The sequence below is a fragment of the Nostoc sp. CHAB 5836 genome (assembly GCF_020829445.1).
In the GTDB taxonomy this organism is placed as follows: Bacteria; Cyanobacteriota; Cyanobacteriia; order Cyanobacteriales; family Nostocaceae; genus Nostoc.
This window is the reverse complement of the sequence record NZ_JAIVFV010000055.1, coordinates 22,888-40,155: the sequence shown is the minus strand read 5'-3', so window position 1 is coordinate 40,155 and position 17,268 is coordinate 22,888. Positions and strand designations below refer to the sequence as shown.

Genomic DNA, 17,268 nt, shown 5'->3' with positions numbered 1-17,268 from the left:
TTGTGATCTTTTTCAGATCGTTTAAAACTTCAGTTGCATACTGGTAGCGTTTACGATAGTTAAAACGCACCATTTTATTAATAATTTTTGCTAATTTTGTGTTAATTTTTAGATTGCTGTTACGCCAAATTATTTCACCTGTAATCTGATTTTTTTGATTGCGCAAATGAGATATTTCCTTTGCTGATAAACCTCTAAGTGCTGCGATCGCAACTATACCTAAAGCATATATATCGCTGTTGTATTTGAGGTTGCCGTTAGCTTGTTCTATCGGCATATATTCGAGATTGTCAACAGTATTAGTGATGGCTTCATTAAAAATACCAAAATTAACCAAAACTAACTTTTTATCTGACTCACGGCGAATAATATTTGCTGGTTTAATATCCCGATGAATTATGCCGTAGCTATGTACAATCACCAAAACTTCTAATATTTCTAATAAAAAATTAATTACTTGGTCTTCTTTCAGAGTTTGTCCCTGGATAATTTCGTCAGTTAAAGGATTGCCAGAGATGAATTCTTGGACTATATAGAATTCTTCATTTTCTTCAAAATAAGCAATTAACTTTTGGATTTGGTCATGTTCTTGTCCAAGTTTTTCTAAAGTTGCTGCTTTCCTCGCAAACAAGCGGTGCAGGATTGTTAAAGTTTGAGCATTGCTACTAGGAGGACATAACTGCTTTACTAGAAATTGGCTGCCAGGAAGATTGACATCTTCAACTAGATAGGTTTTCCCCTTTTGCCCATCATTGAGAACTTTTAGTATTCGATAATGTCCATCCAGTAAATGACTATTCATCAATATAAATATAGTCTGATAAATTGCTCGATTATAGCTTACGTGTTATTGCTGGCGATTTTAAACTATAAATATTTATTTATTAAGCAATTTCAAATGAGATAAATGTATGGACTCTACACCGTATTGTTGGCAATGACAGTAGCAGTGTCACTTATGACTTCTACTGTTATTGCACCCCCAGGGCTATTTCATTCTAGACATAAACCACCCGGAACTGAAGTTCCGGGCTAATAGCTAAAGTCCGTTAAAACGGACTATAATCTAATACGCTTGGGTTAAGGCTAAAACTTTGTTACAAAGTCAATTTTTTTAACGAACCGCCTTCTCTTCTTAGGCTGACGCCAACGGGTTAGCGTCTCCCCGCTTGCGGGGAGGGGAGACAAAGCGTAGCTTTGGCGGGGTGGGGTTCAGTACCTCACTCAACTGAGAACCGCTATATCCATAGCAAAAAGGGGATTTGAGTCAGGTTTTATACTGGGACTACAAATTTCTCGCTACCAGCCAGTTCAAAGGCTGTATGAATAGCTTGCAAAGCTTTAACACCTTGGTCTTGTGCCACGACACAACTAATTTTAATTTCTGAGGTGGCAATCATTTGAATATTGATTTGTTGTTGGGCTAAAGCTTCAAACATTTTAGCAGCAACACCTGGTTGTCCTACCATCCCTGCACCAACAATACTCACCTTAGCGATCGCACTATCTAAAACAACTTCACCCCATTCTAATTCTGCCGCTACTTGGGTGAGCAATTGTTTTGCACTTTCCCCGTCTATCCGCGAAACTGTAAAGGCAATATCTCGCCTGGGAACACCATCAATTACCCGACAGCGCTGAGATTGGATAATCATGTCAACGCTAATATTATGCTGCGCTAGTAGTCCAAACAATTTTGCCGCCATACCTGGCCGATCTGGTAATTGACGAATAGCAAGACGCGCTTGATTCAAATCGAGCGCAACGCCGCGAACGGGGAGGTGATGGAGGGGTGAGGGGGATGAGGGGGATGAGGGGGGTGAGGGGGATGAGGGGGGTGAGGGGGGTGAGGGGGATGAGGGGGATGAGGGGGATGAGGGGGATAAGAGAATTAATTTGTCTCTTCCTACTCCCTCATCTCCCCCTGCTTCCTCATCTCCCTCATCCCCCCCTGCTTCCTCATCTCCCTCATCTCCCCCTGCTTCCCCTGCATCGATCTCAAAGGCGGTACGAAGTGCGGTGAGGGCGCGATCGCATTCGCCTGCATCTACTACGCAGCTTACTTTGACTTCGCTGGTGGAAATCATTTGAATATTCACGCCTGCTTTGGCTAAGGTGGCGAACATCTTGGCAGCTACACCAGGACGGCCAATCATTCCTGCACCTGCGATGCTGACTTTGGCAATGTTATGTTCTACTATTACCTCGGCTTCGTCCAATTTGGGGTTAGATTGACTCCTCAATGCTGGGGCGATCGCTGCTGCTACTGCTTCTGCCCGTTTTAATATTGGTGTTGTCACCGTAAAGGCAATGTCATTACTATTACCTTCATGAATTGACTGAATAATCAAATCTACGTCTACTTTTTGTTGAGAAATTTCGCCAAATAACCTGGCTGCTACGCCTGGTTTGTCGGGTACACGCAATAAAGCGACCTTTGCTTGGTCAGTGTCAAATTCTACATTATCCACTGGACGAGCAATTTCTAGATTGATCAGCGATCGCCCTTGGGGTTTGGCTGATGTTACCCAAGTACCTGGGTCATCTGTCCAACTAGACCTGACCACTAAAGGAACACCATAGTTGCGAGCAATTTCCACAGCACGGGGATGTAGTACTTTTGCGCCCAAGCTAGCTAGTTCCAACATTTCATTGCAGGTGATGGCATCCATCAACTGAGCTTCCGGAACTAAGCGGGGGTCTGTAGTTAAAATCCCTGGAACATCTGTATAAATTTCGCAAAAATTTGCTTGTAATGCGGCTGCGATCGCCACCGCCGAAGTGTCAGAACCACCACGCCCCAAAGTCGTAATTTCCATTTCTCCAGCGCTAGATATGCCTTGGAAGCCAGCTACTACAACTACTTTACCTTCATTTATGTGGCGACTTAGGCGAGTAGTTTCAATATGCAAAATCCGAGCGCGACTGTGTTCGGCTTCGGTAACAATTCCTACCTGAGCGCCAGTCATCGAAATTGCTGGTTGTCCGAGTTCTTGCAAGGCCATACTGAGTAAGGCGATGGTTACTTGTTCGCCAGTGGAAAGCAGCATATCCATTTCCCGGCGGTTAGGATTGGGAGAAATTTCATTAGCTAGTTTGACGAGTCCATCAGTGGTTTTGCCCATTGCGGAAACCACTACAACGATAGAGTTTCCAGCTTTAACCGTTTTATAAACACGCCCTGCAACAGCTTGAATACGTTCGACTGAACCGACAGATGTACCACCGTATTTTTGAACTATGAGCGCCATAACTTTTTTTAATCAATTGTGCCTACTTTCATCAACCCTTCCGCCAGGTGAGGAAACCTTTAAGGCTTATCAGTTATATAGTTTACAGCTATTAGAGCAGAAAACCCACGAGTCTGTCTGTGGGTGACTTGGGAACTCACATACGTCCTTCAGGCGTGGGATGAATACGTTGCAGTGTTAATAAATATCGTGCAGAATACCCCATCATAATTGTTCAAAAACTACATCTTCGTAGAGTGCTGCCATTGTTTCCTCAAAATCGACGCTGTTGAGTCGAAATGATTTATGTTCTGATGTGTAGGATTGTAAAACCCACATCCCTTGTTCATTGCGTCGAAAACACTCGATTCGCTGACGTTTTGTATTAATTAAGACATATTCTTGTAGACTTTCCAGTGTTTGATAATCGGCGAATTTATCGCCCCGGTCAAAAGCTTCAGTAGAATTAGATAAAACTTCCACAATTAAACAAGGAAATTTCTTATAAGCTGGTGTTTCTTGATCTCGTTGGTCGCAAGTAACCATAACATCGGGATAATAAAAGCGATTCAGATATTCAATTCGGGCTTTCATATCAACGATGTAAACACGACAACCAGATCCGCGTACATGATTACGCAGGAGAGCAAACAGGTTTCCAGCAATAGTAACGTGTGGATCAAGCGCTCCAGCCATTGCGTAGATGTAGCCGTCGATGTATTCATGTTTAACAGGATTTTGTTCCTCCATTTGGAGGAACTCTTCAGGAGTAAAGTAGTTTTCTTTGGGCGGGGCTATCATGGTTGAAACTTCAAGGATTGAGTGACGCTGATTTCTACAATAGCGCTATCAACGATTCTTGGTGTTGGGTTGCGCTTTGCTTAACCCAACTACAATTTTTCACAAAGTCAAGGGTATTAATTTAAGGATAAGTATCGTCAGGCATTAAATGCATTACCCGTTGATGATATAACAGCAGAACGGATTGTTGCAGAAGCTAATAATGCCTATGGGCATAGGGCAATAGTTCTTCTCCCACTCCCTCATCCTCCTCATCTCCCTCATCTCCCTCATCTCCCTCATCTCCCTCATTCATTGGAAAGCAACTCAATGGTTTTTCTATTACCTGGTGTCAAGTTTGATTTGGATCTGATTCAAAAGTACAACACTCGCGCACCTAGATACACCAGTTACCCACCCGCTACAGAGTTAAGGGAAACATTCACTGAAACTGATTTTAAGACCGCGATCGCAGCATCGAATCAACGCAAAACTCCTATGAGTTTATATTTCCACATCCCATTTTGCCAAAGTGCTTGCTATTTCTGCGGCTGTAATACGGTAATTTCCAACAACAAGAATATTGCTAAACCTTACTTGGAGTCTTTGGTTCAAGACATTAAAAACACCGCAGCTTTAATCGATCCAGATAGAAAAGTGTTGCAAATACACTGGGGAGGTGGTACTCCTAATTACTTGGAGCTTCACCAAGTAGAATTATTATGGAAAAACATCAATCGCTATTTCAACATCGATTCACAAGCAGAAATCTCAATTGAGATTAATCCCCGGTATATCGATAAAAACTACATTTTCTTTCTGAGACAGATTGGGTTTAACCGGATTAGTTTTGGTATTCAAGATTTTAATAGCCAAGTTCAAGTAGCTGTAAATCGTGTCCAGCCAGAAGAAATGCTATTTGATGTGATGAGTTGGATCAAAGAAGCTAAGTTTGAAAGTGTGAATGTAGACCTAATTTATGGTTTACCTTATCAAAAGAGCGACACATTTCGGGAGACGCTGAAAAAGACTATTCAATTAGATCCTGACCGAATTGTAGTCTTTAACTTTGCCTATGTACCGTGGCTCAAACCTACGCAAAAAAATATTCCTCAAGAGGCGCTACCCCCAGCAGAGGAAAAGTTAGCAATTCTGAAAATGACCATTGAAGAATTGACGAATCACCAATATCTATTTATTGGGATGGATCATTTTGCCAAAAGTAATGACGAACTAGCGATCGCTCAACGCAATGGCACTCTTAAACGCAATTTCCAAGGCTACACCACCCACGCCCAGACAGAACTCTTTGGTTTTGGTGCTACATCTATCAGTATGCTAGAAGATGCTTATGCCCAAAATCACAAGGAATTAAAGGATTATTATCAAACACTTGCAGCAGGTGCTTTACCTGTTAGTAAAGGTATCAAGCTTACTCCCAATGACATGATCAGACGAGATGTAATCATGAGTATTATGTCTCATTTTCAGTTGCAGAAGCAAGACATTGAAAACAAATATTATATCAATTTTGATGAATATTTCTCCGAGGAGCTAGAGGCGTTAAAACCATTAGAAGCTGATGGTCTTGTTAATTTATCAAAAAATCAGATCCAAATTACAGACATCGGTAGATTACTAGTCAGAAATATTGCGGTTATTTTTGATACTCACACAAGAATGCGAGAGACAAAATTCTCACGCGCAATTTGATACCCAGGGCTATTTCAATACTGCGTAGGTTTTGGAAAATCGTAGGTTGGGTTGAGGAACGAAACCCAACAGATCCCCCCAAATGTTGGGTTTCGTTCCTCAACCCAACCTACACGGGTTAAGGTTTTTGGGCTTAACCGAGCAGTATTGAGGCCTATTTCATTCTAGACATAAACCACCCGCAACTGAAGTTCCGGCCTCACAGCTAGAGTCCGTTGAATTCTGGTTCCCCCCTTTTTAAGGTGGGTTAGGGGGGATCAACGAGTGCAAAGATACAGCTAACTACTTTTAAAACAACCTCTTAGACTCAGAATTGATTCTGAGGCGGGCTAGATGACAATGAAATAGCCCTGACTTGATACCACTTCTGAGCATTTTGGCTAAATGCTAGCTATCATCTCTCAATCTACCTTAAAAATAACGGTTGAGGGGATTTAAATAATCAACAACTACAAATCATTTTAATGCATCTACAAAAAGTTAGAGAATATTTTACATCTGAAGATAGATATAAAAAATATATTACTTCTATGAAATTATTGTATTAGGTGTTAAATAAATTGCTGATTTATATATCATCCTGGCAAAATTTTTCTGAGGGTTTTTATGCTAAAAATAAAATGTCAGATTCTATCCATTTATTTAATTGATGTCAACTCCGTTGTCTAACTTTTGGATTTAGCATTTATCCCATCTGGTAGAAAGAATTTTGAATCAGACTTGATAACTTAGATACAAGTGAGATTGTTGAGGCAGTTATGAGTATTATTGCTTGGATAGTTTTAGGAATTTTAGCAGGTGCCATCGCTAAAGCTATTTATCCTGGTTATCAAGGCGGCGGAATTCTCTCCACCATGATTTTAGGTATCATTGGTGCTTTCGTCGGCGGAACTCTGTTTACCTTGCTACGAACAGGAACTCTGCAAATTACTGCGGCTGGCGCTGGTTTAACTCTTCCTGGTATTTTAGTGGCTGTGATTGGCGCAACTGTGGCTATTTATCTATGGGGATTAATTAGAAGAAGCAGCAATGCCTAACTGCTGATTGCCAGTTATTAACGCGGACATGACTGCTGTATTTCATTAGTCTTCTAGTTGACCAGTCTCAAAAGCTATCAAACATCAAATTAGCTCCATCTGGAAAAATATTAGGAGACTAGTCAATCCCTTCTCTAACATCATAATTTTTGGAAGTGTAAATCTATGTTTTTTCACAAAAAAGAGCCTATTCATGCAGTTAACGTTACTGAAGCAAACCCTCGTTTTGCTCAGTTACTTCTAGAGCAGTTTGGTGGAGCTACTGGAGAACTTAGTGCAGCACTTCAATATTGGGTTCAATCATTCCATGTCGAAAATGCTGGAATTAAAGATATGCTCCAAGACATTGCGATCGAGGAATTCAGCCATTTAGAAATGGTTGGTAAACTCATCGAAGCTCATACTAAAAATGTCGATCAAACTGAGGCTTATAAAAGTACTCTCTTTGCAGTCCGAGGGGTTGGGCCTCATTTTCTAGATAGCCAGGGCACTGCTTGGACTGCAAGTTACTTGAACGAGGGTGGAGATGTAGTGCGTGATTTAAGAGCTAACGTTGCAGCAGAAGCTGGCGCTCGTCAGACTTATGAAGCATTAATCAAGTTGGCAACCGACAAAGGAACCCAAGAGACTTTAGTGCATCTATTAACACGAGAAATCTCTCATACCCAGATGTTTATGAAAGCTCTAGATTCCCTAGGTAAGCTGACAGATCCATTCTTTGGTAATATTAAGCCAGATGAAACTGTTGCTCTCTACTACAACTTATCTACAAACGGAAATGGTAAAGATGAACGCGGCCCTTGGAATTCTGAGCCAACATTCAAATACGTTGCCAATCCGTTAGAAAGTCACTCTTAATTGCATAGGTTGCAGTTAGAGTGTGGGTTGATTTGAACCAAAGAGATTTTTGGGAGATTTTGAAAACTCCCAATCGTCCGGTGGGCAAACAGCCCACCCCGCTCTTCGCGCTATGGTGTATACACAAGTGACTTATTTTACTCAAAGCGCTCTCAGACCTAACCCCCAGCCCCTTCCCTTCAAGGGTTGGGAAGTCAATCTTCAAAGCCCCTCTCCGCCTCGGAGAGGGGTTTGGGGAGAGGTCTGCCGACTTGTGTATACACGGTAGGCTCTTCGGGAAGGGAGACAAAGTGTAGCTTTGGCTCTTTGGGGTTCAAATTGTTTGATTTATGCAAGAGATCTATAAAACTTACGCAAGTGTCACAAAAAATAAAAGCTTTTAGTTTGTAGTCAGGGCTACCCTACGGGAACGCTCCGCGAACAGCCCTGATGAAAGAGGACTAAAGTCCCCACTACAAACTCCAAATAATATGCCAGTTGCGTAAGTCCTAATTTAACAAGTTAGAGCGATCGCCTCTTCAAATCTACCCCGACGTTTCTGACTTCAGAAATTAATTCAACTCAAAAGCAAAACTCAGAATCAGGAGATTAAGTTGTGATTGTCAACGCTACACCAAATGGGTGGGAAGTCATTTATCATCGTGCCCATGCTTTATTAGCAGCTCAACTGGCAGGACAATGGCGACGCAAAGATGCTCCAGCAAGATTATATGAAACCCTAGCGGCAATTTCCCATCACGATGACTTAGAAAAAGAGTGGGAAGAAGACATTTTGACTGAAGCAGGTGCGCCAATGGACTTCACCCTCAACTCAAATACCAATGTAGATGCTGGTGTCGATAAATTGGCTAAAGTGGCAAAGAATGCCCTTTACCGTGGACGATGGGTGGCTCTATTAACTTCCATGCATATCAGCCGTTTGCATGAGCCAAGCCGGGGTAAGGGTTCCAAGCTAGACAAACTTTTAGACGAGCAACTTCAAAACCAGCAACGTTGGCGCCAGGAACTGGGCATGGAGAAGGAAGAAGTTGATGCCGCTTATGCATTTATGCAATGGTGCGATCGCCTTTCTCTCATCCTTTGTCAGCAGGAACTACCTGCTGATGAGCGGTTTTTGGAAATTAGCAAGGGCCCTGAAGGTCAGCGCTATGACATCATGCAGCGCAGTGATAACCTAGTTGTTGTTAAACCCTGGCCCTTCCAAGACGATAAATTCACCGTCAACGTCGAAGCCTGCGACCTCTCCCAGGTAAAATTTAAGAGCAGCGCCGAACTAACTCAAGCACTACAAAAAGCCCCTATCAAGGTACTAGAGTGGACATTTGTTAAGAGTTAAATAGACAGACGATAATAATTTTGAACCCCTCCCAGAATGCTTTGAGAGGGCTAGGTTCAAAAAAAAAGAGCCAGAAAATTAGTTGTCTGGCTCAAAGCTGGAGACAAAAAAATCATCAAATAAAGGTTAGTTTGGGTAAGAACCTAAATTCTCCCCAGATTATGCAGCCCTAAGACAACGCCCACTCCTAAGATATGACCAAAGGCAGTAGTTGCTAAAAGGGCTGGCAAACCAAAGCCACCAAAGAAATTGGCTGAGGGTAGTCCTGGTTCTGCGTTGGGATACTTGATGGTAGATTTGCCAAAAGCAATGGCAACGATATTAGCGAGAATTATAATCAGCCCAACCGTAGGACTCCATTCCAAGGGTGTGGTTGCAGCAGCGAGTAAGGTTGAAGTAAACACCTGATTTGCTCCTGAAATTTATTCATGATTGAAAATATAATCTGAAACTTTTTGAAGCAAATTCCAGAAAGTACATAATTTTGCATCAATATTTAACAGTTGTTCTTACTACTTAATACAACATCACTAACTCATTAGGCATTGGGCATTGCTTATTTCTTCCCCATCTCCCAATACTGTTCGGTTAAGAATATTCGTAGAAACCCAACATTTTCTTTCTCTTTCAGGACTTACGCACTCAAAACCTGAAACCCCGATCCCCCCTAACCCCCCTTAAAAAGGGTAGGGTGGTTTCATACAAGCAGAGAAAAACAACAACTGGGTTTCAAAGCCTCTCCCCGAAACGGGGAGAGGTTTGGAGAGGGGTAAAAAGCCATGCTACAAAACGAGAAATCAAGACTTATGTATTTTTCTTTCTTCGTATGAAACCACCCTGGTCACCCCCCACTGCCAAAATTGTTAAAGTGAAGAAAGTTATGAGGACGCAAAGATGACTGAGAAAAATCGTTCTCAATGGGACTTAGGCAGGTTTATCGAAACCCTGACTTACTTCGAGGTAATTCCTTTCCTTAACTGGGTACAGCAGTTAATCCAAGGTCGTCCTAAGGATAATCAAGATAGACCCAATGGAGGAAGAAACGTGGGTGTAATATTAGTAGCAGGTGCAACAGGTGGTGTCGGTAAACGAGTGGTGCAGCGATCGCTCCAACAAGGTTATAAAGTTCGCGCCCTAGTTCGAGACATTGACAAAGCGCGGTCAATTCTTGGTAATGATATAGATTTAGTAGTTGCGGATATTACGCAACCAGAAACTTTAAGTCCTTTAGTTATGGCTGATATCCAAGCTGTAGTTTGTTGTACAGCAGTGCGTGTACAACCAGTTGAGGGAGATACAGCAGATAGAGCCAAATACTATCAAGGTGTTAAATTTTACCAACCCGAAATTGTTGGCGACACTCCCGAAAATGTAGAATATCAAGGTGTCAAAAACTTAGTTCAAGGGGCCGCAAAATATTTACCCCAAGCAAAGGAAAAACTAATATTTGATTTCACCAAGCCATCAGCAGAATTAAAGGATAACTGGGGGGCCTTGGATGATGTCGTCATGGGTGGCGTAAGTGCCAGTAATATCCAATTAGTAGAAAGTGCAGCTTTATTTGCTGGTAATGTCTCCACCGCTAACTCTGGCGGATTTGCTTCTGTCAGAACCAAGAATTTTGATCCACCCTTCAATTTATCTGGTTACGAAGGTGTGAAATTGCGCGTCAAAGGTGACGGTCAGCGTTATAAAATCTTCCTACGGACAGATACCAAATGGGACGGTATTGGCTACAGCTATTCCTTTGATACAGTAGCTAACACCTGGATAGATATTCCCATTTCCTTTGCAGATTTGATTCCCGTCTTTCGGGCAAAAGTTGTTAAAGATGCACCGCCAATTGAGCAGAATAGAATTTGCTCATTTCAACTGATGTTGAGCAAATTTGAATACGATGGCGCTTTAAATCCCAAATTTTCCCCAGGTGGTTTTGCTTTCCAGTTGGAATCAATTAAAGCTTATGGCGGAACAACTTTACCACAATTTATCCTTGTCAGTTCCGCAGGCGTAACTCGTCCCGGTCGCCCTGGTATTAATTTAGATGAAGAACCTCCAGCAGTCAAATTAAATGACCAATTAGGAGGAATTTTAACTTGGAAGTTGAAGGGAGAAGATAGTTTAAGAGAAAGCGGAATTCCTTATACGATTATTAGACCTTGTGCTTTAACTGAAGACATAGGTGGTAAGGAATTAATATTTGAGCAAGGTGACAATATTAGAGGCAAAATCAGCCGTGAGGATGTGGCAGAACTTTGTGTGCAAGCGCTAAAACTAGAAAAAGCGTCTAACGTTACATTTGAGGTTAAACAGGGAGAAAATACTGTCAACTCTATCGATTGGCAGAATTTATTTTCTAACTTACAACCGGATAAAAAATGAAATATCCATAGATTTATAGTCTGTAAGCATAGCAGTAAAGCTTGGTTATATAGCAATACGCTTGGGTTAAGGATTTTCTGGAGAACCATAGACCTGTAGAGACGTTGCATTGCAACGTCTCTACACTGTCCACTAGACAAGGGTTTTAGTCTTATCCCAAGCGTATTGGGTTATATCTGACTTTTCACGGCATCTGGAAAACCTCTCTCTAAATCTCTCTCCTAAAAGGAGAGAGACTTTGAATTTCCCCCTTCCCGCATCGGGAAGGGGGTTAGGGGGTTAGGTTTTTGGTAGACTTTTCCACATAACGTGAAAAGTCAGGGGTTATATAGGCTATTGTCAGAAGTCAGTTATTGATATGAACAAAATCAAGGTGCTAGTAATCGCCGGGATTTTAGTAACAATTGTCTGGGGCAGTTTTTTTTCCAAAACTGCCTCATCGCAGCAAGTGGAGTCCCGCATCAACAACCTAGAAGCGGACTTTAATCGTGTGGAGTCACGGTTAAACCAGATAGAATCTCAACTTGGTCAAAGCCGTCAATTTCCATCCCCAAGAACAACACTGACTCCAAGACAGTCAACTGGTTCTAGAGGGAACTTATCACAGCAAGATCGGATGTTTGATCGACTTGCAACTTTGGTGGTTGAATTGAAGCAACAAGTCAATGAATTAGAGGAGCGAGTTGCTAAATTAGAATCACGCTAAAGATTTTTATTGTGTAAAATACAGGTTTTTCATAGGTAAGTCTTAGAGATCGAATTGCTCAAAAAGACAATGCCGATCGCACACAAAGCCAAGCCAGCAATGCTCATTTTCCAGGGTAAAATTCGGTTTATTTTTCCCATACCCATTGCAAGACCAATATCTCTAGCACTCATGGCAACCGCAAACAGAGTTAAGGTAATGCCTAGTATATAGGTAACTAGTGGCATCATTCCTACCCCAATAATAGATTCAGCATCAGCGTAACCCTGAAATAAACCAGCACTGATGGCCACTAGAGCAAGTACCATAAAGTTTGGTTGATTCGACATCATCAGCATAGTACCAAAAACGATGGTAGAAATGGCGATCGCTATTTCTGTGCCTGGTAAATTTAGCTGGAACAAATGAATTACAACGCCCAAAATTGTTGCTAAGACATAATATCCAGCGATCGCAGCGCCACCAACAAAGACAGATGAGAGTAAGCCAATAGCAACAATACCAACTAAACAATCCAAGCTAATTACTGGATCTGCCAATCCCCACAGAAAGCCTTCCCAGTAGTTAGAGATAGTATGGTCAATTGGTGTTCGACTCAATGAACTCAGTAAGCTAATTAAAATTAAAGCTGCGATCGCCCCAATATGGCGATGCATTAACTTCAAGGTGTAAAATTCCTCCCAAGCACGGGATTGTGATAATTTAGTTTTGAACATTACCATCTGCCAAATTAGTTTTTTCGGTAATTTATACTACCCACATACTCAAACAAACTAACGTGGTAATAATGCCAGATTACACTACCCTCATCCCAAATATAAGTACTTTTTTATACGTTAAAAAAACTTAGCAAAAATAAACAAAACTATATTACGAAACGTAAATACACCTTAAACCCTTATAAATGACAAATGACAAATGACAAATGACAAATGACAGCCTCAGCTAGTTAGCTTTATTTGCGTCGCTCTACTTAATTCTACATTTGAGGTGATGTCTACGGCGACCCCTTCAAATGTACACGCAAAATTCCTTGAATTACCTGTTGTACAGCTTCTTTACTTAGGCTGCCATCTACCCGTACAATTCGTGAGGGATAGGATGCTGCTAAATGTGCGTATCCTTGCTGAACGCGCCGATGAAAAGCGATAGTTTCTTGTTCAATGCGGTCTAGTCCTACTTGGTCTGAGAGTTTGCGGGACAGTCCTACTTCGATATCGACATCTAGCCAAATAGTTAGGTCACTTTCTAAACCACCAGTTGCAATATTGTTAAGCTGATTGATTAAACTCATGTTCAGACCGCGACCATATCCTTGGTAGGTAATGGTAGAGTCAGTGTAGCGATCGCATAAAATATATTTACCGGCGGCGAGGTTTGGTTTGAGTTCTTGTTCAACGTGTTGCGATCGGTCAGCAGCATATAACAAGAGTTCTGTGACTTGTGCAACTGGTCTATCCTCTGCCTTTTCTAATAACAAGCGGCGAAGATGTAAACCTAACTCTGTTCCCCCTGGTTCACGAGTTACCACCACAGAAACACCTAAACTTTCCAACCACTCAGAACAAAGGTGTATTTGGCTGGTTTTGCCACAGCCTTCCACCCCTTCAAATACAATTAATTTGCCACCCATGCTTTTTTGTGTTCGCTGCAATAAACTTGTTCGCCGACGTTTTATCAAGAATAGCGCGAAGTGTAAAATCTTAACCTGCAATATAACCAGATCAAAGTGCTGAGTAATTCATCTATCTGCTTTTCCCAAACGTCCGGCGGGGGTATGGTCAACCCCATTGGTGTCAACAAAAGCCTAGAAATGCCTATCTGTTGGCTTCGCCACCCGCCTTGAACTAAAGTTCTTTGGCTTTTAGGTAAAGTCTACAGAAGTAGATAGGACTTACGCAACTGGCATATTATTTGGAGTTTGTAGTGAGGACTTTAGTCCTCAAAATCAGGGTTGAAGCCCTTACTACAAACTAAAAGCTTTTATTTTTTGTCACACTTGCGTCTGGAGTTTAGACTAAAAATTTTTCCGATTATTTAGTCATCTTTGAGATGACTTTCGCTATTAGCAAGGAACTTCAATTCCTTGCGGGACATAACTTTCACGTTAAGTTGTTTATGTCTAGAATGAAATAGCCCTGCTTGTATCCTTAAATTAAACAATTCAAAATTATTTCTGAAATTTTGAATGCGTGAATTTTGAATTCAAAAAATAGTCAATAGACATAGGAGTGAAATTAAATATGCGTTATCCATAATCCTTGTAGAGACGTAGCAGTGCTACGTCTCTACATTTTTTGTCGGAGATGTCTAATGATTTTTTGCCATAATTTTTATCTAGCTAAATCGATTTTTTCTGTAAGGTACTTCCAAATAAAAAATACTCATACCAATTTTTTATGAAGCTGCATAGAATTGGATCCCCCCTAGCCCCCCTTAATAAGGGGGGAACCGGAAAAATATCTATCAAAGTCCCCCAATTTATCGGGGGACTTAGGGGGATCTAAAACGTTTTGCGACCAAGAAGAGGACTTTTCAAACATCCTCTAAACCCACGCACAGCAGTTAAACAATCACAAAATTCTTTTCGGTTAGTGAGAGTCCACCCTCTAATTGTGCAAATTGTATCTGAGTGAACCAACCGTCACTGCCATCTAGGTCAATGTACAGCGCACCTGTAATATTGTTATAGATAATTCGCTGAGTGCTAGTGGTTGCAGATGTTCCGATGGTAAACTGGCTTTTCTCAAGTGAAGCGGTTGATAAATCACTACCAAAATAATAAGCCTGGATCTGAATCAGTTCATTAGTGGCGTTGAAATCATAAATAGTATCAATTCCTCGATCGTAACCATAATCGAGTCCTTGATAGTAATCCTTACTGAACCTAATACTACCAAAACTACCGAACGCAAAAGTATCAGTACCATCGCCTCCAATTAGGATGTCATTGCCACCATAGCCCTCCAAGGTATCGTTGCCATTAGTACCTACAATTAAGTCATTGCTGTATGTACCAAAGATATTTAATCGTTCGATATTTTTGTAGCTAGCCCGATTCTTACCGAAGGTAATTGAGCCAATGTTATCTGTAGCATTGAATGTCGTTGTGATTCCCTCGCTATAGCCAAAAGAATAATCAACTATCAACAAATCGTCACCCTTACCCCCATCCATGGTATCATTGTCAACATGGCCTGCAGCAGAGAGAGTATCGTTGCCATTGGTTCCCACAATCAAATCATCGTAGTAGCTACCTTGGATATTTAATCCTTCGATATTCTTATAGCTAACCCGATTCTTACCGAAGGTAATTGAGCCAATGTTATCTGTAGGATTGAATGTCGTTATGATTCCCTCGGTAAAGCTATTGCTAGTGGTGCCCTGGTAGTAACGACCATAGCTCTTGTTACTATTAAAGTAACCAACTGTCAACACATCGTCACCTATACCCCCATCTACCGTTTGAGTCACTAAAGAAGTCACTGAAGAATCGCGGGTATTATATCCAAATATGCCGATGAGATCGGAGAAAAATATGCTGCTCAGATCGAAGAAATCATTGCCGTCGCCCCCAGATAAGAGGTTATTTCCGGATGAAAATCTAGCGTTCAAGCGATCATCACCAGCGCCACCGTTGAGAGTGTTATTTCCCGATGACAGAACTCCAGAGAAGTCATTTACCTCATCATAATAATAATACGCACTGGTGTCAAGAAAATCATTACCATCGCCACCAGAGAGTAAGTTATTCCCATATGAAAAGCTAGCGTTCAAGCTATCGTCACCAGCGCCACCGTTGAGGGTGTTATTGCCTGATGAACCGTCAGTATACAAGCGATCGTCACCAATACCACCAAAGAGGGAGTCATTTCCCGTATAACCTCTTGGTATATATCTATACTTGTAGTAGGGATCTGCGAAGTAGTCAACCCCCGTATAACCCCTCAATGTATCATTCCCTGCACCCCCAATAAGGGTATCGTTAGCCACATTTCCCTTCAGTATGTCGTTGCCACTTTTGCCATCAATTTTGTCATTACCCCCCTGACCATTGATGACATCATTGGAGTTATCAAAGCCGCTAACATTATTGTTCAACTCATTAAGGAAGGTGACTGTGTTTTCGTTGAAGATAGTGCTTTGGGTGGAGTTGGCATTGAAGACATCAAAGCTCTTGGTGATGCTAGTCTGGTTATCAAACTCTATATTACCTAAGCCGAAAGTGCCTGCTGTAGATAAGCTTGGGTTATTTAGGTTTTGCAGAGCAAAGTTTTGCAAGATGACTTTGAGAGTACTCCCCTTTTCAAAGGTGATTTCTAAATTGTTGCCATTTTGGGTCAGCAGCAGATTTTGGACAGTGAAGCCATCGCTCTGGAATATTAGGGTGTCCACTTCGGCAATGACTGCTGCTGTGGAGTTTGTTCCTTTAGCTACTTGATCGAAATCGGTGATGGTATCAATCTTGCTGTAGTAGAGGTAGTAGTTCAAGTCGCTGTAGTAGTAGTAGTCATCTTTGTAAACAAATTTATCATTGCCACCGCCACCTGTGAGCCTATCACTGCCCTCCGAGGCAATAATGGTATCATTGCCTGCTTTTCCGTTAATTTTGTCCGAGGCGTAAGTGCCTTCTAAAGTATCGTTACCGTTGGTTCCAATGATGTTTGCCATAATTTTTATCTAGCTGAATCGATTTTTTCTGTAACTTCAGTTCTGAAAATGCTGTTTGTGCTGTTTTTGGAAATAACCCGCCGAAAGTAAACACTTTCAACATCCTTTGATCTCAATACTGCTCGGTTAAGCCCAAAAACCTTAACCCGTGTAGGTTGGGTTGAGGAACGAAACCCAACATTTGGGGGGCTTTGTTGGGTAACGCATTGCCTCAACCCAACCTACGATTTTCCAAAACCTACGCAGTATTGCCTTTGATCTCACCCTTGAGGGCGACATTTTTTCTCGAAGATTCACCCTACTCAGTGCTGAGTAGTGAGTGCTAAGTGGCGAGTGAATTAAGAGGATATTTTAAAAGTCCTATTGTCGGTATCAAAAGTTCTAGATCCCTCTAAATCCCCCAATTTATCGGGGGACTTTGATTCTTCCCCCAATTTATCGGGGGGGTAGGGGGGATCTAAAAGTGCCTAAAGTCACAGCGAAACACTTTTAAAACATCCTCTAAGAGTTACTCAGTACTTCTGTACTTGGTAGAAGCCCCGCCCCTTGTGGGCG

14 protein-coding genes are annotated in these 17,268 nt (G+C 41.6%); 6 read left to right on the top strand and 8 right to left on the bottom strand.

What is annotated here, in order from left to right:
• The 3 genes from LC605_RS13455 to LC605_RS13445 form a co-directional block, all read right to left on the bottom strand.
• The coding region (locus LC605_RS13455; RefSeq protein ID WP_229548032.1) for a serine/threonine-protein kinase at nt 1–802 on the bottom strand (802 nt) is incomplete at its 3' end.
• Nucleotides 803–1,274: 472 nt separating this feature from the next.
• Entirely contained in the window at nt 1,275–3,251 is a 1,977-nt protein-coding gene (locus LC605_RS13450; RefSeq protein WP_229548031.1) for an aspartate kinase, read from the bottom strand.
• A 204-nt stretch (nt 3,252–3,455) separates the two neighbouring features.
• The gene (locus LC605_RS13445; protein ID WP_229548030.1) at nt 3,456–4,031 is read right to left on the bottom strand and encodes a Uma2 family endonuclease; all 576 of its coding nucleotides are present in this window, start codon (nt 4,029–4,031) and stop codon (nt 3,456–3,458) included.
• Between the two features lie 309 nt (nt 4,032–4,340).
• On the opposite strand from LC605_RS13445, the gene hemN reads away from it, so the two are divergent.
• The 4 genes from hemN to LC605_RS13425 all read left to right on the top strand — a co-directional run bounded on the left by hemN (nt 4,341) and on the right by LC605_RS13425 (nt 8,954).
• Entirely contained in the window at nt 4,341–5,723 is a 1,383-nt protein-coding gene (gene hemN / locus LC605_RS13440; RefSeq protein WP_229548029.1) for an oxygen-independent coproporphyrinogen III oxidase, read from the top strand.
• Between the two features lie 758 nt (nt 5,724–6,481).
• Nucleotides 6,482–6,760: a GlsB/YeaQ/YmgE family stress response membrane protein gene (locus tag LC605_RS13435; protein WP_229548028.1), complete on the top strand. Its 279-nt coding sequence runs from the start codon at nt 6,482–6,484 to the stop codon at nt 6,758–6,760.
• Between the two features lie 165 nt (nt 6,761–6,925).
• On the top strand, nt 6,926–7,618 hold the full coding sequence (locus LC605_RS13430; RefSeq protein ID WP_229548027.1) for a manganese catalase family protein: 693 nt from the start codon (nt 6,926–6,928) through the stop codon (nt 7,616–7,618).
• A 595-nt stretch (nt 7,619–8,213) separates the two neighbouring features.
• Nucleotides 8,214–8,954 carry a DUF3891 family protein gene (locus LC605_RS13425; protein ID WP_229548026.1) on the top strand — a complete coding sequence of 247 codons (741 nt, stop codon included), beginning with the start codon at nt 8,214–8,216 and terminating at the stop codon, nt 8,952–8,954.
• A gap of 143 nt (nt 8,955–9,097) precedes the next feature.
• On the opposite strand, the gene psaK is transcribed toward LC605_RS13425, so the two are convergent.
• Entirely contained in the window at nt 9,098–9,358 is a 261-nt protein-coding gene (gene psaK / locus LC605_RS13420; protein WP_229548025.1) for a photosystem I reaction center subunit PsaK, read from the bottom strand.
• Between the two features lie 490 nt (nt 9,359–9,848).
• Here psaK and LC605_RS13415 point away from each other — a divergent pair, with 490 nt between their 5' ends.
• Nucleotides 9,849–11,336, top strand: a complete 1,488-nt coding sequence (locus LC605_RS13415; protein ID WP_229548024.1) for a CIA30 family protein — start codon at nt 9,849–9,851, stop codon at nt 11,334–11,336.
• A gap of 358 nt (nt 11,337–11,694) precedes the next feature.
• Complete coding sequence (locus LC605_RS13410; protein WP_229548023.1) at nt 11,695–12,042, top strand: hypothetical protein; 348 nt, start codon at nt 11,695–11,697, stop codon at nt 12,040–12,042.
• A gap of 29 nt (nt 12,043–12,071) precedes the next feature.
• Here the strand turns inward: LC605_RS13410 and LC605_RS13405 are convergent, their stop codons facing one another.
• The 4 genes from LC605_RS13405 to LC605_RS32950 form a co-directional block, all read right to left on the bottom strand.
• On the bottom strand, nt 12,072–12,758 hold the full coding sequence (locus tag LC605_RS13405; RefSeq protein WP_229548022.1) for a HupE/UreJ family protein: 687 nt from the start codon (nt 12,756–12,758) through the stop codon (nt 12,072–12,074).
• Between the two features lie 281 nt (nt 12,759–13,039).
• Complete coding sequence (tmk, locus tag LC605_RS13400; protein WP_229548033.1) at nt 13,040–13,675, bottom strand: dTMP kinase; 636 nt, start codon at nt 13,673–13,675, stop codon at nt 13,040–13,042.
• Nucleotides 13,676–14,607: 932 nt separating this feature from the next.
• On the bottom strand, nt 14,608–16,713 hold the full coding sequence (locus LC605_RS13395) for a calcium-binding protein (protein ID WP_229548021.1): 2,106 nt from the start codon (nt 16,711–16,713) through the stop codon (nt 14,608–14,610).
• A complete protein-coding gene (locus tag LC605_RS32950; protein WP_267868524.1) occupies nt 16,685–16,816 on the bottom strand; it encodes a hypothetical protein in 132 nt (43 codons plus the stop codon). The genes LC605_RS13395 and LC605_RS32950 overlap by 29 nt, the downstream gene beginning before the upstream one ends.
• Nucleotides 16,817–17,268 lie beyond the last annotated feature (452 nt).